Origin of the sequence: Streptomyces sp. NPDC048349, from assembly GCF_040651925.1 — a bacterium.
Taxonomy (GTDB): Bacteria; Actinomycetota; Actinomycetes; order Streptomycetales; family Streptomycetaceae; genus Streptomyces.
The window spans coordinates 1-20,547 of record NZ_JBEZLA010000092.1; the positions used below are offsets into that span (position 1 = coordinate 1).

The 20,547-nt window shown below is 66.5% G+C and carries 14 protein-coding genes and 3 pseudogenes; 8 read left to right on the plus strand and 9 right to left on the minus strand.

What is annotated here, in order from left to right; genetic code table 11:
- Positions 1-211: 211 nt before the first annotated feature.
- A complete protein-coding gene (locus AB0D44_RS31880; protein WP_362597578.1) occupies positions 212-415 on the minus strand; it encodes a Ku protein in 204 nt (67 codons plus the stop codon).
- A 608-nt stretch (positions 416-1,023) separates the two neighbouring features.
- Here AB0D44_RS31880 and AB0D44_RS31885 point away from each other — a divergent pair.
- On the plus strand, positions 1,024-1,386 hold the full coding sequence (locus AB0D44_RS31885; protein ID WP_362597581.1) for a hypothetical protein: 363 nt from the start codon (positions 1,024-1,026) through the stop codon (positions 1,384-1,386).
- A gap of 566 nt (positions 1,387-1,952) precedes the next feature.
- Here the strand turns inward: AB0D44_RS31885 and AB0D44_RS31890 are convergent.
- A complete protein-coding gene (locus AB0D44_RS31890; RefSeq protein WP_362597584.1) occupies positions 1,953-2,600 on the minus strand; it encodes an NAD(P)-binding domain-containing protein in 648 nt (215 codons plus the stop codon).
- 61 nt (positions 2,601-2,661) lie between these two features.
- Positions 2,662-3,474 carry an inositol monophosphatase gene (locus AB0D44_RS31895; RefSeq protein ID WP_362597586.1) on the minus strand — a complete coding sequence of 271 codons (813 nt, stop codon included), beginning with the start codon at positions 3,472-3,474 and terminating at the stop codon, positions 2,662-2,664.
- 154 nt (positions 3,475-3,628) lie between these two features.
- Here AB0D44_RS31895 and AB0D44_RS31900 point away from each other — a divergent pair, with 154 nt between their 5' ends.
- Positions 3,629-4,573: a LysR family transcriptional regulator gene (locus AB0D44_RS31900; protein ID WP_362597589.1), complete on the plus strand. Its 945-nt coding sequence runs from the start codon at positions 3,629-3,631 to the stop codon at positions 4,571-4,573.
- Between the two features lie 302 nt (positions 4,574-4,875).
- On the opposite strand, the gene AB0D44_RS31905 is transcribed toward AB0D44_RS31900, so the two are convergent.
- Together AB0D44_RS31905 and AB0D44_RS31910 are read right to left on the minus strand one after the other, a co-directional pair.
- A complete protein-coding gene (locus AB0D44_RS31905; RefSeq protein ID WP_362597592.1) occupies positions 4,876-5,526 on the minus strand; it encodes a hypothetical protein in 651 nt (216 codons plus the stop codon).
- A gap of 370 nt (positions 5,527-5,896) precedes the next feature.
- A complete protein-coding gene (locus AB0D44_RS31910) occupies positions 5,897-6,229 on the minus strand; it encodes a hypothetical protein (RefSeq protein ID WP_362597595.1) in 333 nt (110 codons plus the stop codon).
- A 115-nt stretch (positions 6,230-6,344) separates the two neighbouring features.
- On the opposite strand from AB0D44_RS31910, the gene AB0D44_RS31915 reads away from it, so the two are divergent.
- Complete coding sequence (locus AB0D44_RS31915) at positions 6,345-7,466, plus strand: IS630 family transposase (RefSeq protein ID WP_362597598.1); 1,122 nt, start codon at positions 6,345-6,347, stop codon at positions 7,464-7,466.
- A 32-nt stretch (positions 7,467-7,498) separates the two neighbouring features.
- Here the strand turns inward: AB0D44_RS31915 and AB0D44_RS31920 are convergent, their stop codons facing one another.
- Positions 7,499-8,044 carry a hypothetical protein gene (locus AB0D44_RS31920; protein WP_362597601.1) on the minus strand — a complete coding sequence of 182 codons (546 nt, stop codon included), beginning with the start codon at positions 8,042-8,044 and terminating at the stop codon, positions 7,499-7,501.
- Between the two features lie 102 nt (positions 8,045-8,146).
- Here AB0D44_RS31920 and AB0D44_RS31925 point away from each other — a divergent pair, with 102 nt between their 5' ends.
- Positions 8,147-8,494: a DUF6233 domain-containing protein gene (locus AB0D44_RS31925; RefSeq protein ID WP_362597604.1), complete on the plus strand. Its 348-nt coding sequence runs from the start codon at positions 8,147-8,149 to the stop codon at positions 8,492-8,494.
- A gap of 174 nt (positions 8,495-8,668) precedes the next feature.
- Here AB0D44_RS31925 and AB0D44_RS31930 read toward each other — a convergent pair.
- The 3 genes and pseudogenes from AB0D44_RS31930 to AB0D44_RS31940 form a co-directional block, all read right to left on the minus strand.
- A pseudogene (locus tag AB0D44_RS31930) lies at positions 8,669-8,820 on the minus strand (IS5/IS1182 family transposase); the annotation flags it as partial.
- Positions 8,821-9,063: 243 nt separating this feature from the next.
- Positions 9,064-9,594, minus strand: coding sequence for a hypothetical protein (locus AB0D44_RS31935; protein WP_362597607.1), 531 nt, complete (start codon positions 9,592-9,594; stop codon positions 9,064-9,066).
- A gap of 169 nt (positions 9,595-9,763) precedes the next feature.
- Positions 9,764-16,171: an RHS repeat-associated core domain-containing protein gene (locus AB0D44_RS31940; RefSeq protein WP_362597609.1), complete on the minus strand. Its 6,408-nt coding sequence runs from the start codon at positions 16,169-16,171 to the stop codon at positions 9,764-9,766.
- Positions 16,172-16,421: 250 nt separating this feature from the next.
- On the opposite strand from AB0D44_RS31940, the gene AB0D44_RS31945 reads away from it, so the two are divergent.
- The 4 genes and pseudogenes from AB0D44_RS31945 to AB0D44_RS31960 all read left to right on the plus strand — a co-directional run.
- Entirely contained in the window at positions 16,422-19,685 is a 3,264-nt protein-coding gene (locus AB0D44_RS31945) for a hypothetical protein (RefSeq protein WP_362597612.1), read from the plus strand.
- Positions 19,686-19,732: 47 nt separating this feature from the next.
- The gene (locus AB0D44_RS31950; RefSeq protein WP_362597615.1) at positions 19,733-19,978 is read left to right on the plus strand and encodes a hypothetical protein; all 246 of its coding nucleotides are present in this window, start codon (positions 19,733-19,735) and stop codon (positions 19,976-19,978) included.
- Between the two features lie 215 nt (positions 19,979-20,193).
- A pseudogene (locus AB0D44_RS31955) lies at positions 20,194-20,307 on the plus strand (IS5/IS1182 family transposase); the annotation flags it as partial.
- Positions 20,288-20,547: pseudogene (locus AB0D44_RS31960) on the plus strand (ATP-binding protein); the annotation flags it as partial. The pseudogenes AB0D44_RS31955 and AB0D44_RS31960, both read left to right, overlap by 20 nt.

The window sequence follows — 20,547 nt, forward strand, 5'->3', positions numbered from 1 at the left end:
CCGCTCATCCCCCCGCGTGTGGGGTGCGGACCCCGGGAGCCCGACCCCACTTGGGCGCCGGGACCCCCTCGTCGAGGGCGACCAGGCCCCGAGGTGGGCAGCGTGGCGGAGCCGGCCGCCTGCCGATTCGGACGCCGGTGTTGAAGCGACCCCGCACAGACTCCCGCGGAGGGCAAGCGGTCGCCGGCTGTAGCTGCGGCAGCTTGACCTATTAGCCCTTGACGATCTCCCCGAGGTCGACCTCGTCGCCGGTGCGTTCGTTGATGCGGCGGTTGCGGATCCGGTCGGCGGTGCCGCGGTGGAGCTGGTGGAAGCGGATGGTGTGGCTGTCGGTCGTGGTGCAGAGCGCGATCGGCTGGGAGACGATGCCGAAGCTGACGACCCCGGTCCATAGGGTCTGGCCATCATGGGTCACCACCTTGACCTGCGGTGCCGTGGTTTCCGCTTCTTCCCGGCCCGCGGCTGCCGAGTCGATCTAGCCGATCTTGGGTTCGGTTTTGATCACGGACGTAGGGATAGCGGCCGGCACCAGATGGGTGCACGGTGTGGGCCTTCGAATCCGCCAGCCGGGTGTATAGGTTTACCGCAGGAATGATCGCCCTCCCTGATGGGCCGGGCGTCACGCGAGCAGCGGTGCCACATCATGCGCGACGGTTCGGGCCGTCACACGCGGTCCACCATCCCGGCATCGTCTACGGTGGCGGGACCCGGCCCCTGCTGGTGGTACAGCCAGGCTGTCAGTGCTGCCTGAAGTTCGCCGGCTTCGCGGGCGTCGAGGTTCTGGCTGGTGGAACCTGCGTGCAGGCGTACGCCCGTAGCCGTGATCGTCCAGCCCACGCCGCGCCGCGGGCCAGGGTCAGGCCCCCTCCGTCGGCCAGGGTGCGTAGTGCTTCCCGTACGCGCGGCGGGACGCGGCCGGTGCCGGGCGGGAAGAGGGTACGAGGGCGGGGCGTGAGGCCGATCGCCATGTAGAAGGTGGTCAGGGCGTCCTCGAGCGAGCCGGGACCGGCGGGTGCGGCGCCAGTGAAATCGGCGATCCGCGGCAGCTACCAGATCATCAGTGACTACCTGCGGCCACGCCGTCGACGTCGCATCCGCGTCGTCGGGCCCGCGCCGCCAGGGGTCCGGCAAGTCACTGGGTGGATCATGCGTCACCCCGACCGGCTCTCGGAGAGTGAGGGCCGGCAGCTGACCGAAGTCCTCCCCCGTTGCCCGGAACTGGCTGCGACCCACCGTCTCGTCCGCAGCTTCGCCGAGATCCTCTCCGCCCGCACCGGCCAGCATCTCAAAGACTGGGTCGTCAGCGCGCGAGCCGAGGAACTTCCCGGCCTCCACTCTTTCGCCACCGGCCTGGAGAAGGACTGGACGCCGTCGTCCAAGGCCTGACCAGCCAGTGGAACTCCGGCCCCGTCGAGGGCCGGGTCAACCACATCAAGATGGTCAAACGCCAGATGTTCGGCCGCGACAAACTTCCGCTCCTCCGCAAACGGGTACTCCTCACCGCCGCCCGATGATGGCCCTGCTCAAGCAGGACGAAGCCGTCGGAGTACGTACTGCGACGGCCAGCAGAGGGCTCGAACAACCACGTTTGTGACGACGAAGTACCCCGGACTCACCCAGCCGTCCCTTTTACTGACGAGCCCCGGACCGTCCTCACGGTAGTAGCAGCGCAACATGCGGCGCCGCAACGGCGTCCCGGCGACCAACAGAACCGGAGCAACGACGACTGCACCGACCGTCACGGCAAGCCGGACCGCCCGGATCCCGACCACGCTCTCTATCCGCATCGCCCCAGTCTGCCGATCAGAAGAGACTCGTCCACCGCTCCCACGGAATGTGTGCCAGAACCGAGTTCGGGCGTCACTTGCAGCCCAGCGGGCGTTGTCCGTGCCAGCGCCCAGCTGCCTCGCACGAGCCGCTACCTGTTTTGGTCTCACCCGGTCTTGGTGGGGTCAGCGGGCGAGGGAGACGGCGAAGGGCTTGAAGCCGTGGCGGCGCAGGATGTGGGGCACGACAAGGATCATGGCCTCGGTGGCGCGGGCCGTGGTGATGCCGCCGAGGTCTTCGATCCGTTCGGGCTGCCAGCCGAGGTCGCCGAGCAGGCCGGTGACGGTCTTCTTCGCGTGTTCGTCATCGCCCGAGAGGTAGGCGGTCGGTGGGGTGGCGAGGGTGTCGGGGGCGGTCATGACCATGAAGAGCATGGTGTTGAGGGTCTTGACCACGTGGGTGTCGGGGAGCGCGGCCTGGAGCTTCTCGGCGAGGCTGCTGCCGGGATAGCACAGGTCGCCGGGCAGGCCGTCACCGTCGTCGCGGGTGGCGTTGGAGACGTCGACGAGGATCTTGCCGGCGAGTTCGGTGCGCAGGTCGGTGAGGCGGTCCAGGGAGCTGTCGCCGGGTGTCGCGTTGATCACGATGTCCGCGGTGCGGGCGGTGGTGCGCTGGTCGGCGAAGGCGATCCGCGGGGCGGCGGGCGCGGAGGTGCGGGCGGCGGGGTCCTCGGGGCTGCGGCCGCCGAGGGTGACGTGGTGTCCGGCTGCGGAGAGCTTGCCGGCGAGGTTGGCGCCGACGCGGCCGGCGCCCAGGATGCCGATGTGGGTCATGCGGTGTGCTCCTTGCGGTATCGAGTGGGAGGGTGGGCGGGTCGCAGGTAGGTACGTCTGCTCAGGCGATCGGAGAGAGGACCTTGAGGGCGGCGGCGTGGATGCCGGGGGCGGCGGTCAGGAAGTCGCGGCTGGCGGTGTTCCAGGGTTCGCCGGCCAGGTCGGTGACGGTGCCGCCGGACTCGGAGACCAGCAGGGCGCCGGCGACCAGGCCGGAGCGGACGTCGGAGAACTGCCAGAACGCGTCCATGCGTCCGGCGGCGACGTGGATGAGCTGCATCGTGGCGGGAACGGACACCCGTACGACCAGGCCGTTGACGAGCATCGCGGTGACGGAGTCGCCGATACGCCGGAAGGTGCGCTCGTCCTCGCCGGGCTTGGCCTGACCGGTGCCGACGAGCGCGGCGCCCAGGTCGGTCTTGGCGGACACCGTCAGGGGACGGTCGTTGAGGTGGGCGCCTCCGCCGGCGACGGCGGTGTAGGTGTCGCCGGTCAGCGGCAGGTGGACGACGGTGAGTACCGGCTGGTTGTCGCTGACCAGGGTGGCGGTGACGGCCCAGTCGTCCATGCCGTGGACGTGGTTGATGTTGCCCTCGGCGGGGTCGACGACCCACCACTCCCCGGCCGGGAGCGCGCCGCCGGCCAGCTCGTCCTCGGCCCACTGAGACCCCGGCCGGGCCGCCAGCAGCGGTTCCCGCAGTACGTCCAGCACCGCGTCGTCGTTGGCGTGTATCTCGCCGACGACCTCGTCGAGGCTCACGCCCCGGGCGTGCGGGGTGTGACGGTCGCGCAGCGTGGCGCCGGCGGTCTTTACTGCGGCGGTCACGTCGGCGAGGAGCGTCGTACCGGCGGCGAAAGGCATGGCTGTGCTCATGGTGGGCTCCTTGGGGTTGGTCGGACCGGGTTCGGATCGGCCTGATCGGTGTGATCGGTGTGATCGGGGGCGGTTGTCTCGCCCCCGCACTTCGAAGGTAGGCCGCCCGATCATTGACAACAAGTGCATGCTTGTCACTTGTAAAGTTACTCTCATGCAACTGGACTTGAATCTGCTCACGGCCCTGGACGCCCTGCTGGAAGAGGGCAGCGTCGCCGGCGCCGCAGCACGTCTCCACGTCACCTCGCCGGCGATGAGCCGCACCCTGGGCCGCATCCGCAAGGCCACTGGTGATCAGATCCTGGTCCGCACCGGCCGCAGCATGGTCCCCACCACCCGCGCGCTGGCCATGCGCGCCGAGGTCCACGCCCTCGTGCAACAGGCGCACCAGCTTCTTTCCGCGCAGCAGGAACTCGACCTGGCGGCTCTGGACCGGGTGTTCACCGTGCGCTGGCACGACGCCCTGACCGCCGCCTGCGGCACCGCCCTGACTACGGCCGTCCACCGCCAGGCCCCCGGTGTCCGGCTGCGCCTGTCCGCCGAACCCGGAACGGACGACGCCGAGCTGCGCCGGGGTGAGATCGACCTCGAATCAAGCTCCAGGCGACCGACGCTCCCCGATATCCGCCACCGCCTCGTCGGCAGAGACCGGCTGGTCGTCGCCGTCCGCCCGGGCCACCCCCTCACCGAAAGCCCGATGAGCCTCGAGAGCTACGCGGCCGCCGAACACCTCACCGTCTCGCGGCGCGGAAGCCTGCGCGACCCGATCGACGACGCCCTGACCGCGCGCGGCCTCGAACGACGCGTCGTCGCCGCCGGACCCACCGCCGCCTTCGCGCTGCAACTCGCCCTCAGCACCGACCTGGTGGTCGCCCTTCCCGACGCGGTCACCCGCACGGCGCGGGACCAACTCGGCCTGGTCACGCTGCCGCTGCCACTGCCGTTGCCCGATGTCCCGCTGTACCTGCTGTGGCACCAGCGCTACGACGACGACCGCGCCCACACGTGGCTGCGCGAAACCGCCGCCGAAACCGTCCAGGCACTGTTCGCACCCCCGACCGCCTCTCAACAGGCCCTCACCAACCGGTCCGGGCAGTGACGGATGCGCCCGGCGAAGGCCCGCGGCAGCTGACTCCCGTTCTTGTGAACGCCACCTGTGCGCGCGAGCGTGCGACTGCCAATGTGGTGTCAAAACGACGTCGCTCCTCGTGTACCAAGCCAGCCGGTGGCTGGCCGCACAGCGCCGCGACTTCGGCCGGCTCAGCCAGGAGCAGCAGCGCCGGCTCCCGCAAAGTCGACCGGGCGGCTCAACGCGCCGGAATCGCGGCAGGCTGCCCCACACCACCTGCCGCCGGTTGCATCGACGGGTGCTCCCGGCCGGGCGCCACGGGCAGCCCGGGGTTAGCCGGCACCCGAGCCGACCGAGGCCGAACCTCCGGAGGTCCAGCGGGAGTTTGGCTGCGGCCGATCGCGCGTGCTGCGCTCGGTGCGCAGCACCACCACGACCCCAGCCGGGCCGAGCAGAGCCTCCAACGCGTCGGCGAGCCGCTGCGGGTCGCCGCCGAACGGGAGCTCGAGCCGCTCCGGGGCGCCCCGGAGGAGGAGTCCCAGCGCGAGCGTGGAGACGGCCGGCTTGTAGTCCCCCTGGTACGGCTCTACCACCTTGTGCGTCAGCCGCACCTGGCGCAGGGCCTTGACGGGCAGCCAGGCGTCCGGCCCGGCGGCGCGGACCAGCCGCAGCGACGCGGGCACGCTGGCCGGCGCGAACTCCACCCGCAGGATGTCCCGGGCCCGGGAAAAGGCCAGCGCCGGCCAGCCGATCAGGTACTCCAGCCCGGCGATCACCCCCACCACCACGAACACGGTCGACGCCCGCGCCCCGGCCAGCGCCATCCAGAAGGCGACGACCAGAGTCGGCGCGCCCAGGACGAGCGGAGTGAGCAGCGCCAGCCCCGCCGAGATCAGCGCGTTCCACACCGGCCCCGTCGGGCCGGTGCGCAGGACCAGATCCGTCGAGTCGGGGCCTTGTCTCAACAAGGGATCGGTGGCCATGCCTCCAGCGTAGGACCGGCGCACAAGAGCGCCTCGGCCATATCCGGCCGGGGCCACGACTTCTGACGGCCCGTAACCCTCCGTCGGCGGGCGGGGCGGGCTCACGGGGCTCGAACACCGGCGGCTGATCCAGCCGACGGCTCCTCGAAGCGGTGGGGCCGCGACCGGCACAGGGGTCCTGTCGCGGCCCCACCGCGCCGTGGCCCGTACCGCACCCCGCCCCACCGTTCTTCGAGTACTCGAACCGGCGATGCACCACACCTGTTGCAGCGACTGGCGCTGGCGGTCCGCGCGCTGAGCTGCACAAGCCGACCTTCGTCTGCCTCGCGCCACGCCGTCTCCCCCAGACAATCCCCTGCTGTCGGAGAGCCTACGGCTGCAGCGCGAGGACGGCGGGATCCACCCGCCAGATCTGCACCGCCGGGACATCGTCGCCTTCTGCAACCGGCTCGCGTTCCTGACCGAGACCGGCAGGATCAGCGCCCGGACACGCAGCAAGGTCGTTCGCAACGTCGCGCTCGTGCAGACCCGCATCCGCACCCTGGGGCTGACTCATCCCGGACAGCCGATGGCAGGCCTGCCCACCGACTTCCGCCTGCAGCGGGAAGACACCCCGGATGAGCCCGAGGACACCGAGGCCGGCAAGGACCTCCCCGACGCGGTCATGCGCCAGCTGTGCGACCACCTCGACGACCTGGAGCAAGTCATCAGCCGTGAGGTCCGCGTGGGCACCGAACGGTGCTGTGACCGGGAACGTTTGCCGGGTTGCTCGTTGTGCTGGTCGGATGTGACGACTTCGACTGGCATGGGGAGGCGGGATGGGGTTACCGGTCAGGGCCCGCGGGCTGACCGAGCAGGAGGGGCAGAAGCTGCAGCACATCGTTCGGCGAGGCAGCACCAGCTCGGTGCGGTTCAGGCGGGCGATGATGCTGCTGGCCTCCGCTGGTGGCAGCACGGTCCCGGTGATCGCGCGGCTGGTCCAGGCGGACGAAGACACCGTCCGCGACGTGATCCACCGCTTCAACGAGATCGGGCTCGCATGCCTCAACCCTCGGTGGGCGGGAGGCCGTCCCCGCCTGCTGAATCGTGACGACGAGGACTTCGTCGTCCAGACGGCCACCACCCGCCCAACCCTGCTGGGCAAGCCCTTCACCCGCTGGTCGGTCCGCAAACTCGCCGATCACCTGCGGCGCAACATTTCCCGGCCCGTCCGGATCGGCCGGGAAGCCCTTCGCTGCCTGCTGGCCCGCCGGGAGATCTCCTTCCAGCGCACGAAGACCTGGAAGGAGTCCCCGGACCCGGCCTTCGATGCCAAGCTCGCCAGGATCGAGTACGCGATCAACGAACGGCCCGACCGCACCTTCGCCTTCGACGAGTTCGGCCCCCTCGGCATCCGGCCCACCGCCGGATCCTGCTGGAAGAAGCAGGGCAGGCCCGACCGGCTGCCGGCCACCTTCCGCCGCACCCACGGCATCACCTACTTCCACGGCTGCTACTCGGTCGGCGACGACAAGCTGTGGGGCATCAACCGAAGACGCAAAGGCATTGACCACACATGGGCCGCCCTGCGATCGATCCGCGCCGCTCGCCCGGACGGCGCCCCGATCTACGTGATCCTCGACAACCTCTCTGCCCACCTAAACTGGAGAATCCGCAGGTGGGCGGACCGGAACAAGGTCGAGTTGTGCTTCACGCCGACCTACGCGTCCTGGGCGAACCCCATTGAGGCCCACTTCGGGCCGCTGCGGCAGTTCACCCTGGCTAACTCACACCATCCCAACCACACCGTCCAGACCCGGGCCCTGCACGCCTACCTGCGCTGGCGCAACCAGAATGCCCGCCACCCAGATGTCCTCGCCGCCCAACGACGCGAACGCGCCCGCATCCGAAGCGAGAAAGGCGTCCGCTGGGGCGGCAGACCACTACCAGCCGCGGCCTGACCACCCGACCCGGCAAGTTCCCGGTGACAGCACTACAACTGGTCCGTGTCCGGAGGGACGCCGATACTCCGTCGCATGATCTGGCGCATCTCGCTGAGCTGGTCCCAGAACGCCACGATCTCAGTGTGCACCTCCTCCAGGGACTCGCCCTCCAGGTGCGGCGGGAAGCCGCTGTCGAGACGCTTGAATACCCCATACATCCAGTTGAGCCCGCGATGGACCCTGTCGACGGTAGCGAGCACGTCGTCCGGGACCCGCATCTGCGCCTCGGAATACCTCGCACGGTGCTCGCGCCGCGCGTCGTCGAGACGTGACCTCAAGTCGTCGGTGACGCGCCCATCCCGGAGCGCGTGCCAGAAGTGGTTCAGCTCAGAGTGGTAGTCCAGAGAGGCGGTGTTCAGTGTGATGTAGCACGTCCGGAGGGCCTCCACCGTCGCGCGCTTCGTCTCGTACTGCCGCTCCTCAGCGCGCTGCTGCTCGGAATGGTCCAGCTCCTTGGACTTGACCTTCTCTGCGAGCCGCTGCGTCATGAGCCCTGATGCGAGCGTGCCGACGATACCCAGGAACGCGATCACCAACGGAACCACCGTACTGCTCACCTGGGGCCACCCTCTCTTTCCCGCACCGAGTATGGCGGTGTCACGCCGCCACGCCTTGCCGGTGGTGCCACACCCGCCCAAATGCTGCTGGAGTCAACACTTCCAACAAGCACAACGAGCAACCCGGCAAACGTTGCCGGTCACAGCACGTACCGGTGCGTCGCCTACGACGCGATCCCGAGCCACGCCCTGCCGGTACTGCCGCCGGAGCCAGAGACGTGGGGGTCGGTGCTGCGCCCCGTGCACGGCCGGCGGCGCCGGTCGGTCCTCCATGAGAGCACTTGCCGCCATAGGAAAGGGTCGGGCACGGAACTGCGGACCGAGGAGGCTTTGGACGCCCCGATGCGGCCCGGTGTCGACGCATGCCACGACTGCGACGCGGCCGCCGCCCTCATCCCCGCATTGCAGATGGGAGAGGGGCATGGCTGAGGGGCGGACCCTTCGTGGTACCGGATATCGACACCGGACACAGGGTGCCTCACTCACCTCGCCCAGGCTCCCCTGCGGCTCAGGCTTGCCCGGCGGCCGGATCCCACTGGGGGTGGGCATGGCCGGTGCCGTCGGCACCGGCCGCCCCCGGGCGCGCCGGGGAGCGTGCGAGTGTGGCGCGAGCTGCCGCATCGTGAGATTCGTCCGGTAGTACACAGCCACAACCAGTACGCGGTCCGCCAGCGGCTGACACCACGGCCGGCCACCCCCGGGCTCCTTCCCGACCCGCTCCCGCACCACTTCACCAGCCTCGCGAACCGGTCCATTCGCAAACGCGTAAACGTCTCCGCCCAAAACGACTCAGCCCGCAACACCCCACCGATACGGGAAAATACCCCGAAGAAGCCTTCTGCAAGACCCTTTAGAGCTCGCACCATGATCACGGTTGGTGCTTCTTGAGGCGCCTTCCAGCAGATGAGGCCGCAGGCCAGTGAGACGCAATGCGAAAATTGGTCCGCCGCGTCGCTTCACCCCAGGCCTGCGATAACGCTTTCGTGGTTCATTCCGAGTTACTCAGGCCGGAGGATTCCTTCGGGGAATTCTTGGGCCCAATCCGCGTACTCTTGGAAAGCCAAATTGCCGACCGCCAGATTGGCCTGCACGTGGTGAACTCCTGCGGGGGTAGTGCGGAATTCTCGGTCCCGCTCGATAGCGTCCGCGCCGTATTCATCATCTTCCCAATTGCTCGTATTCACCGCCAAAAGTGCATGATTGTCTGAATGTACGGCGAGGCGGTCGACAATGAATACCACGCTCAACTCTTCATCCGAGGAGGCCACCTCTCGAATCTCGTCGACGGTGGCACCCGCCCAGGCGGGGTCGTTGACGATGGTGAAGACTGGCTCGTGGGCATCGACCCCTCCCCATGGTTGATCGATTTCCGCCACGACAAGTTGCCATGCCTCCTCGTTCTGATAGTCGGTCCGAATGATCACCGCGCCGGATTCAAGGGGGTCGGTTACAACTGGGAGGGTTCTCATGTGGCTGGGCTCCTTGACTGGATGGTTTCGAAGGTGCAGGCCGAAGGCATCGATCCGCACGAGGTTCAGGATTCCCTACGGTTGCGCCCTCCGATGGCTGTCGGAGGCGCTGGCAGGAAGATGCTAGCCGGGAAGAGCGCGGGATGCAGGACACCAGATTCGGCGTCCTGCATCCCATGCACGTCCATCAGGATTAGTGATCGCTACTCGACGCAGAATGCAGGATTATCTACCCTGCGACGTAGACCCCATTTTCTATGCGGACATTGATCACCACCACCATGAATGGGTCACCGTCCTTGAGTTTATTGCTGCGATAGAATCCTCCTAGATCGCCTCCCTGTTTGTTTTGCTCACTTACGGGAACATCCCTAATCTGCGCGCCTATGCCACCTTCTTTGGTTGTGGCGAATGGATATTCATCACAGGATCGGACGCCACCTTGCTTCTTCCAGTCGTTGCAGCCTGACCACCAGCGGTTCATATTCTTCTTGGCTTCGCCGATCTGTCGATGCAAAACATTGGGGTGGCCGGCGTCAATGGCGGATTGGTCGTTGATGGCTATCTCAGGGGTTATTTTACCGTCGGCGATGAAGACAGGGAGCTTCATGCAGTCGATCGCGCCCATCCCAGAAGTGGCCACACAATGAGAAATAGCGGCATCCCATTCTTCCTTGCTCACTTCGTCAGGCCGTGGGAAGAGTTTGTCCCAGTTGGGCGTGATTCCCGAGTCTTTCAATTCGCTCAAAATGCTTGGCAGCATGCGAAGAACGGTTACAACGGTGCGCTTGCTCGGCAGCTCGGTGACTGCGTAGCCGGGTTGCCCGATCAGCCAGTTCTTGACGTTGTTTCTCTGCCACTGCTGGTTGGCTTGGTTTTCGGCGACGATTTGCTTGTACTTGGGTCCGTCGCCCTCGATCTTCGTGCCCTTGTTTGAGCACTTGTACATGCCGCTGGCGCACTCTTCGAGGGCCAGGCCAGTGGGGTCGGTGAAGGTGACGGGGTTGTTGTTGGAGTAGCCATAGCCGTTGACGGACTGCAGGTCATTCGGGTCGAGCAGCGGGTCGACGCTGATGAACTGGCCGAGTTTGGTGTCGTAGTCGCGTGCGCCGATGTGGGTCAGGTTGGTGGTTTTGTCGATATCGCCGCCGACGAAGCCCTTCTGGCTTGGCCAGGCGGCGGGAGGTGCGCCGCGCTCGGCGCCGTAGGGAAGTTGCTTGCGGCGGTTGAAGGTGAGGGTGGAAGCGGCGATGGAGAGGGTGTTGGTGCCGTGGTGGTCGGCGGTGAGGAAGCGGACGCGGCCGTCGGCGCTGGTGCGCATGGCGGTGCCGCTGGGCATGTTGTAGTAGCGGGTTCCGGAAAGCGCCTTAGTCGTCTTGTTGAGGACAAGCTCTTGTCCTCCGGGGAGATAGAGCGTCGTCGTGGCGGGTTCCCGCTTGAGGATGCGAGTGCCGTTGCTGTCGTAGAGGAACGACGTGGTAAGCCCGGCGATGGTGGAGGAGGCGAGCTTCCCTTCGTCGTTCCATGTCATGGTCTGGGTGTTGCCGGCGGCCGGAGTCTTCGTTGTCATGTTGCCGGCAGCGTCGTAGGCGTAGGTGTCGCTACCGGTGGCGCCACCTGTGGCGGTGACGCTGCGGACTGCGTGGGCCTGGGCCGCGCCGACTGTGGTCGGGTAGCTGTAGGTGCGGGTTGTGTCCGCAGTGATGGGTCCGGCCGTGTGCTGCTTTTCGGTGGCGCGCTGGCCGGTGTTGGTGAAGGTCCAGCTGGTCCAGTAGGGGTCTACGCTGCCGAGGACGGGTGTCCCAGCGCCGCCCGCGGGCTTCGTGCTGCAGTTGTCGCCAGAGGTCCACGCTTCGGTGAGCCGCCGGGCCCAGTCGTAGGCGAAGCACTGGTCATCCTTGATGGTGCGGTCGTTCTGGTCGTCAAGGATTCGGGTGATGTTGCCGACGGGGTCATAGGTGTACTTGATGTTGGAGAGTTCACTAGGGCCGGTGGCGTCGCGGTCGGTAACAGAGGTGAGCAGGCGCCGGGTGGCGCTGTCGTAGGTGAGGGTCTGGGTAACCAGAGTGCCGGAGTTGCCGAGTTGAGCCTGCGCAAGGTCTCCGAACTCGGTGTAGGCGGCTCCGCGCAGGTAAGCCTGGTTCAGATCGCTCTCGATGATGGCGAGCTTGTCCTGGGCGCCGTACCTGTGGGTGACGGTCTCGGCGGGCAGGGCAAGGGCGGCGCTGGCGTTGGTGGTGCTATAGGTGGCCGTAGCTGGAAGCCCGTTGACGGGGGTTGCAGTGTTGGCCACCGTGTACGTGCCAGCTAGGTTCTCCTCACCTATAACGGACGGGATGGTGACCGTCAGCCCTGTGGTGGCACCTGCGTTGTCGTACCCGGTAATCGTGCTGGTGTAGGCGGCGGTGCCGTCGTACCGGGTAGAAGTAGCGGGCAGCGACTTGCCACCGGAGACAGTGTCGTACGTCCACTCGGCGAGTTTCATGCCGACCACGTCGCCCTTGCGCAGGCTGGTCTTGCGGCCGAGTTCGTCGTAAGTCGTCGCCAGAGTAACGCCGCGGGCGTCAGTGACGCTCTGGGCGCGGCCGTCGGCGCCGTAAGACGTGGTGACCTTGCCCTTGTCTGGGTCGGTGGTCTGGGTCTGTCGGCCGCGCAGGTCGTAGCTGTAGCTCCAAGCATTGCGGCCAGAGGTGTCGGTCACCTTGGAAAGCCGCCCAGCGCCGTCGTACACGTAGGAATGCTTCTCGTACTGGGTTGCCGCGGCGCCGATGAGGGGGTTGCGGTCCTTGTAGTCGCGGCGTTCGCTAATGCGTCCCCGGGCATCGGCGATGGTGAGGGTGGCTGTCCCTCCCTGCGGCGGGACGATGGCCTGCCAGTTAGGGCCGTAGGTGGATGTCGTGCGCCATTTTTCGTTGTTGAGGGTGAGCAGGAGGGTGTCGGTCACCCGGCTGCGGGAATCGTAGCGGTTCTCGGTGGTGCTGGGGATCTGGTTGTCAGGGACGACTAGCATCGTCGTCCCGGTGGGCTGATTGTTGTAGTAGGGCGCATTGGTCCGCCAGACGCGGCCATGGTCGTCGTAGAAGGTGTCGCTGATGTGCCGCCCGACGACGCCGGTGGCGTCGGCCTGGGTTTGGCGTTCGCGCAGCTGGGAGTCGTAGAGGGTGACGGTCGTGCCCCAGGTGCCGTTCTCGTGGAGTCTCTTCGTGGTGACGGTCGAGGGGGCGGTCGGAGAGAGGTTGTAGGTGAAGGTGACGTTGGGCTGCTCGCTGGTGGCGCGTCCGGCGGCCCAGCCCTTGACCAGGCGGCCCATGGCGTCGTACTCGGAGGTGGTGGTGCGGTTGTTGGCGTCCGTGACCGTCAGCAACAGCCCCCGCAGACCGTCATAGACGCTAGTGGTCGTGTGGTTCTTGGCATTGGTGACTGTCATGCTGGTTGGCTGGGCGCCGGTGGCCGGGGTATAGGCCGTAGCGCTGGTCTTGAGGTCCTGGCCTGTGGAGGTCAGCACGCGTCCGTACTGATCGTGAGTGTTCTGTCCGGTCGTCTCCCACACAAGCTGGTTGGCTGCGTCAAGCTTGAATGCCTGCTCGGCCTTGCTGATGTTCGCCATGCCAGGCTTGGGGGCAGTGCCGACCGCCTGGGCGTCGTACGACATGCGGCTTGCGCCGGTGACGGACGAAAGAGCGACCGTGCTCGTGCATGGCTTGGCCGACGTTTTGGTTACCTTGCTCGGGTAGGCGATCAGCCAGTTCGTAGTGTTGGGCGTTACGTATTCGTTGACTGTGCACACGGCCTCGACTTCGTTCGCCCCGTCGTCACCTTCAGTGAGGATGAGGCCGTATGTCTCGTCGTAGGTGCGTTGGGTGGTGCTGTTGCGCCAGGTGCCGTCCGCAAGGAGTTTGCTGGTCACCGTAGTGGTGGTTCCGGAGAAACGGGCTCTCTTGGACTCGAGGGTGGGCGCCGCAGTGCCGGGCTTGTCAGGGTCGGTTATGCCGACGACAGGTTGCGTGGCGTTGTCCTTGGACACCCAGGGAGTCTGCGTGGTCTTCTCGACAGCAGCACCGGTTTCGGAGCTGTACGTGCGGGTCTCGGAAACCGTGCCGGTGAAGTCACGCCGGTCGGTGACGCCGTTGATCGTCACCACTGTACGTAGGGTGCCGTTGGCGAGTGTGTCGCCGGCCATGCCGGTGTAGTAGTCGGTCTCGGTCCTGACCCGGTTGGTCGTGCCCGTTAGGGTGCGGACCGTGCGGTAGCCGCGGTAATCGCCCCAGGTGCGGTGCTTGTCGAGAGTGAATTCGGACTGGTCACGCCGCCAGTTCGGGGAGCCGGGGTAGACGTAGGTGGTGGTCTTGGAGGGTGATCCAGTCCCGGCGGTGGTGTCGCTCTCCTCGATCGCGGCGACCAGGTACTTGTGGAAGTAGTCCTTGACCTCTTCGGTGCCTCCGTCGCGGGTCCACCAGGAGGGGTAGCAGCGCTTGGTGTTGGTGTCGTCCGCAGTGGGCAGGTTGCTGGGGCTGCACTCCTGATCGGTGTAGCTGACGAGGGTGGTGCCGCCGGTCGCGTTGGTGATCTGTGTGATGCGGCGCTTGTTGATCGGCGGCCGGCCGTCGGCTTTGTCCACGCGGTTGGCCATGGGCGTGCCGGTGAAGACGGTCTTGTCGACGCCGGGGATGTCTGTGAGCGTGCCGGCCTTCGCGGTGCGCTGGACGGAATCGAGCCACAGGGCGGGCTTGGTGGTGTCACCGGTGGGTGGGTAGGACTGCGTCAGCGTCCAGTTGTCCACACCAACGTGAGCAGTGCCCACCAGGGCGTAGGTATCGATGGAGGTCAGGCGCTTGGTCGACCAGAAGGTGGGCGAGCCCTGCAGGCACTGCTGACCGGTCTTGCACTCCAGGTGTACGGGGACGTCGGTCCAGTCATTGGCGTGGTCCGCATCAAGGATGCAGGTGGTGGCCATGCACCGGTCGGAGACCCAGAAGTTGACCTGACCGGCAGCCTTGGCGGTGGAGTACACCTGTCCGTCACGCAGACCGTAGGAGATCCGGCGCAGGGTGCTGTCGCGCGTGTAGGCGACCGGCGTGTCGATCTTCATGTTCTTGGCGTAGTAGCCGGTGTACTTGGTGTAGTACATGGCCATGGCGTTGCCGTGCGGGTCGACGACGTAGTCGAGGTTCCACCTCCAGCCCTGCATCCGGCTGGAAGAGGCAAAGTCGGCCCCGCGGCCGGGCTCGCCTACGTGGTTGCCGAAGACCGGGACGGCGTTGACCGAGGACGTCTCCTCCTTGCCTGCGCTCCAGCCCGGAAGGCGGTTCTTGCCGAACCAGTACTGAGTGCCGTCGGTGGTGGTGATCCGCCAGTACTCGGAGTCCTCATCCCCGGAGTTGTTGCCAGAGGAATCGTAGATCCGCTCGACACGGGAACCGTCGTCGTTCGCCAGCTTCCAGAGGCCCTTGCCCGCGTCCCAGAGCAGCTCGGTGCTCGAGCCGTTCAGGGACATGGTCGCGTTCTCTGACTTCCAGCAGAGGTCGCCGACGTTCTCTGTGTTGTTGCCGCCCTGTTTGTCGTTCTCACAGGATGCGTAGCTGCGTTCAATGAACCCAGGACTGTACTGCCAGCCCTCACCAATCCAGGACGACTGGTTGTTGGTGGAGCCGGTGCGGCCATCGACCGCGGAGGAGCTGTAGGAGAAGCTCACCTTGGGCGCGAGGCCACCGGGCACTGGAGGAACTGTGATCGGAACGTTCCAGCCGAAGCCGCCGGAGTTCCCGCCTGCCGACCACGAACCCGATGCGGCGAGGGAGGTCGCCTTGAAGGTGCCCTCGGGCCCGTCGGCACTGGCCACAGCAGCCAGAACGGTCATGTCGCCCGCCGCTGCCACGGCGGCCGACTCGCCGTCCTGGGCCGATGTGGTGTCCGCCAAGTCCACATCGGCCGTCAGCGTTGCGGCGCTCTGGTGGTTGTGTGTCGGGACGGAAGAGCTCTTGAGGCACTCGGGCTTCGAGGGCGTCGTCAGCGCACAGGCCGGCAGCTGGACGAGGTGCAGCGAGGAGGCCCAGTTCGCGCCGTAGGCGTCCCTGATCTTGGAGTAGTCGACCTCGACCTGAACTCGGCCGCCGGAGATACGGCTGTCCTTGCGCTGCACGGACAGCAGGAGGCCGTCGATGCCAGCTTTCTGGGCCGTTTTGCGGTCCGCGACGGTGACTTTGACCCGTTCCGGACCTGATGAGTCGCTCGCTGCGTCGGACCGCAGGAAGAGCGAGGGCTTCGCCGGCTTCGTGACGCGCACCGGCAGTTTCGCCTGCGCCCCGCTGTAGGGGCTGGCGTCGGCCAGCGGCGCGGCGGACGACAGGGTCACCTCTGCCGTGCCACCAGCGGGCCACGTCATCTTCGAGGGCTTCCAGGAGGAAACCGCAGCGGGAGCCTTCTTGCCTTGGGGCTTGAGGTTCTTGCCCGCGACGGAAGGCGTCTTCTGGGTGTCTCGGGGTTTGTACTCCGCAGGCCCCGCCCAAGCCGGCCCGGTGAGCAGGGAGACGGAGAGGGCGACGGCTGTCGCACCGACAATTCCGGTACGGAGCCGACGCTTTCTGCGAAAGCGACCACCTCCATACATTTCGGGCATCAGGCCCGACCGGATGGACACAGCAAACCCCCCAAGGGAATAAAAGACAGATAAAACCGCAGCCAACACGCCCTGGACACTTCGCGCAAGAGTCGACTTCGACACATCTGACCTGGGAAAACATCATCGAGCGATGCGAAACGGAGCATTCCGGATGTCATGGTCCCGACAGAAATGTCGTGCGGCAGGTCCGTCTATGCGGATGTGAATTCCTTCGCTTACGCTGCGCTGACTCACAGCCTTGACGTTTTTTCAGAGAGACCAAGAACTCATGAACCACCGAAGAGCCGGCCACGGCCTGACCCGCCCGCTGGCCGCCCTGCTGGCCCTCGCCTTCCCGCTCACCGCCCTGAGCGTGATCACCACCCCCGAGACCGCCACAGCCACCGAACAGACAGCAGCCGGCACAGAGGGCACGCCACAAGCCGCATCGGAGGTGAGGGCCTACAGCCTCGCCAAGACCTCGGGCCAGCGCGTTGAGATCATCGACCGCCGCACCGAATACTCCGAGACCTACGCGAACCCCGATGGAAACCTGACGTTGCGGCAGTCCACACTGCCCATCTGGACACGCCACAAATCCGTGTGGCGCAAGACCGACCCCACGCTCACCCAGCAGGAGGACGGAACACTCGGCCCGACCTCTTCCTTCGGCATCGCCTTCTCCCGGGGCGGAGACGGCCCGCTGGTCGCGATGGACCGCGGCGGCAAGAAGCTGGCTCTGTCCTGGCCTGGCACGCTCCCGGAGCCGGTGGTGGGAGGGAACACCGCGCTCTACAAATCAGTGCTGCCCGGCGTCGACCTCAAGCTGATAGCCGAGGTCAACGGCTTCGCCCAGCACCTCCTCGTCACCACCCCCGAGGCCGCCGCCAACCCGGCCCTGAAGACCATCAAGCTCGGTGTCACTTCCGAGGGTGTGACCCTCGACGAAGACCACAGTGACCGGCTCCTGGCCAAGGATGCCGCCGGCAACATCGTCTTCAGCGCCCCCACCCCCAAGATGTGGGAGCAGCCCGCCAGCAGTGAACCCGCTGCCCCGGCAGCGCAGAGCACCAGGTCCTCGGCCATGTTCTCCACCGCCGCCGTCGCCGCCGAGGAGACGGCGACCGAGCCTCAGCAGGCCCCCGTCGGTGCGGACGTCACCGGAAACACGCTCACGCTGACGCCCGACGCCGCTCTGCTGTCCTCGGCTACGCAGTTTCCGCTGGTCATCGACCCCATCTTCACCGGCGGCTACACCGAGAAGTGGGCGGTGGTGTACTCGGCAACCCCGAACGCCGACTATCCGTGGGGCTCCGGCTGGAACTCCAGCAACCCCGCGGACGAGCCCCGCGTCGGATACAACGGGACCGGCGACACCCAGTCGTTCTTCGCCATGAACACCCACGGGCTCAAGGGCGCCACGATCCTCGATGCCACCTTCGCCGTCGAGCAGACCCACTCCTGGGGCTGCGACGCCTCAGCGGCCGGCCCCACTGAACTATGGACCTCCCAGGACATCACCACCACCCCGACCTGGAACACGCGAGGCAACTACTGGGGCTACAAACTGGCCCAAGGCAACTTCGCACACGGCAACCCCACCTACTGCCCCGGCGTCGAAGGCTACGACTTCAAGTCCTCCGCCCTGACCTCCTACGTCCAGGAAGGCTGGGACCCTCTCGTCTTCGGCCTGCGCGTTCCGAACTCCTACCTCGGCAACGTCAACAGCTACAAGCGCCTGCGCAACAACCCCGTCCTCGAGGTCACCTACAACTTCCCGGCGGAGGTGACCGCAAGCGGGGCCTACGAAGGCAGCTGGTCCCCGTCGGGAGAGGGCAACAAGCCCGTGCCCTGCGGGGCCACCATCGGCAACAGCGGCCTCGCCTTGACTGCCACCCTCCTCGACAGGGACGGCGGCACCGTCTATCCCGAATTCGTGGTCACCACCGCCGCAGGCGCCGCCGTACCTGTCTCCTACGTCACCAACGTGGCCAGCGGCGGTACAGCAACCGCCACCGTTCTCGCGAACAATCTTCCCACCGGCAGCTACAAATGGAAGGTCCGGGCAAAGGACGGCGAGGGACCCGACAGCCCCTACACGGCCGATTGCGCCTTCAGCGTCGACAAGACCGGGCCCACCAGCCCCGTCACGGTCACCAAGGAGGACGGCAGCGCACTGACCGTCCATCAGGCCCGTACCAAGCTCCGCCTGAAACTCAAGAACGCTGTCCCCGACCTAGCCGGCTTCTGCTGGGCCCTCGACCGCCCGGTCTCAGTCTCGAGCAGTGGTTGCACAGACGCCTGGATTCCCCTCGCCGCGGGAGCCACCGAGACGGTCATCGAAATCGTCCCCACCGGCTACCCCCAGAGCAAGCTCCACGTCCTCGCCTACGACAAGGCAGGCAACCACTCACCGGTCGACGGCGACGCCGACAGCACCGTGATCAAAACATCCCGCGCCGCCTTCGTCTACGCCGCAGGCCAGAGCCCACTGACCAAGCCCGCCACCCATGACCTCCTCGGCGACCTCAACGGCGATGGCTACAGCGACATGTACGCCACCAGCACCGACACCAACGCCGAACTCCGATTCCACGCCGGCGACGGCACGGGCAAGCTCACCCCCTACACCGTCGGCTTCAGGAACTGGGCCAACGCTCTCATTGCCCACGGCGGAGACTTCACCAATCTCACCAGCCCCACCGCGCCACCCGATGGCTACGAAGACTCTGTCGTGCGCCTGACAAACGGCAGCCTCTACCTCTACCCCGGCACCGGCAGAGGAGGCGCGCTGTGGTGGACCCGCCAGGCCATCGCGCCGCCTTCCGATTTCGGCACCCAGGGCTGGAACCGGCTCCTGCAGATGGTCATGCCCGGAGACATAGACCAACGCGCCGACGCCGGCTTCGCCGACGGCAACGACCTCGTCGTTCTCGTATGTGTCGACGACGCCTGCACCGATTCACGCCTGCGCATCTATTCCGGCCGCACCGTAGCCGGTGGAGGCGCCGACCAGACCGAGCCCTTCGACGTGCAGCAGGCCAACTACACCAGCACCGGCACGCAATGGAAGTACTACAACATCCTCGCCGCCAGCGACCAAAACCATGACGGGATCAAGGACATCGTCGCCCGCAACAAGGCCGACGGAACCGCCTACCTCTACCCCGGCAAGATCACAGACGGAAAATTCAGTCTCGGCGCACGCACCGTCTTCGGCAGCGGAGGCTGGCAAACCACCTCCCGCCCCCTGATCACGTCAAACGGGAACGCCCAGGGGACCGTCGTCACGAAGAGCGTCAATGACGACGGCATCACCATCTACTACCGTGAATTCCAGCCCAAAACGGGTGACGACCTCGCCGACCTCTGGGCCACCACCCCAGCCGACCCGAACCAAACCGTCACCTACGACGATGGCACTGGCACGATCAAAACCACCACGTGCCCAACCGGCTGCCTCCTCTTCTACCCAGGCACCCAGACCGGTCACAGAACACCGCTCAAGGTCGGCGACACCAACTGGAGCACCACCACCACCGGAATCTTCTAGCAGCCCGCCACAACAATCGCGGCCCCCGAATACCACAACGTGGTGAAATGCGGCCGACCGTGGTTGACATCGGTCCCCGAGACCTCATTGGTCTCGGGGACCGACGCCTTTCCCAGTCGACCGCCAAGCTCCTCAACCGCACCAGGACAGGTGATCTCCGGGCCCTCATGCAGCCAGGGCGCGCAAGGAATGTCTCGGCCACGGCGGTGCCCGAGGTTGTGGACGTCGATGCCAGCACCGCTGTGGTGTTCGACTCCGAGGACGCGAGGGCCGTGGCGGCACTGACGAATTGAGCGGCTCAGGAAAGCCGCCGGTACTCCGGGGTCGGTCCCACCTCGAACACCTCCCCGACGGGGAAGCCGCGGCGCAACCGGCTCGACACCGACCAGCTCGAAGCACCTACCGAGCTGGGCGTGGACTTAGCGAGCTGATCAGGGGCACGCGAGTCTGCTTCCTGGCTCCGTAAGTCGACTCACGGAGGTCCGCTAAGGCGTGTCCGCAAAGTGGGTTGGTCGTTGGTCCGTTCGTGGTGCGTCGTCATGAGCTGACTGATGAGTCGTGGGCGGTGATCGCTCCGTTGCTGGTTCCGTCGCGGATGGGCCGCCCGCTACGGCCGCGTCGATCTTTTGTGTATTGACGAGCTCGGCTACATGGAACTCGACCGCCGCGGCGCCGAACTCCTCTTCCAGGTTTTGACCGAACGGGAGGAAAAGAACAGCGTGGCCATCGCCTCGAACGAGTCGTTCTCCGGCTGGACGAAGACCTTCACCGACCCGCGTCTTTGCGCTGCGATCGTCGACCGCCTCACCTTCGGCGGCAACATCATCGAAACCGGCACCGACTCCTACCGCCTCGCCACCAC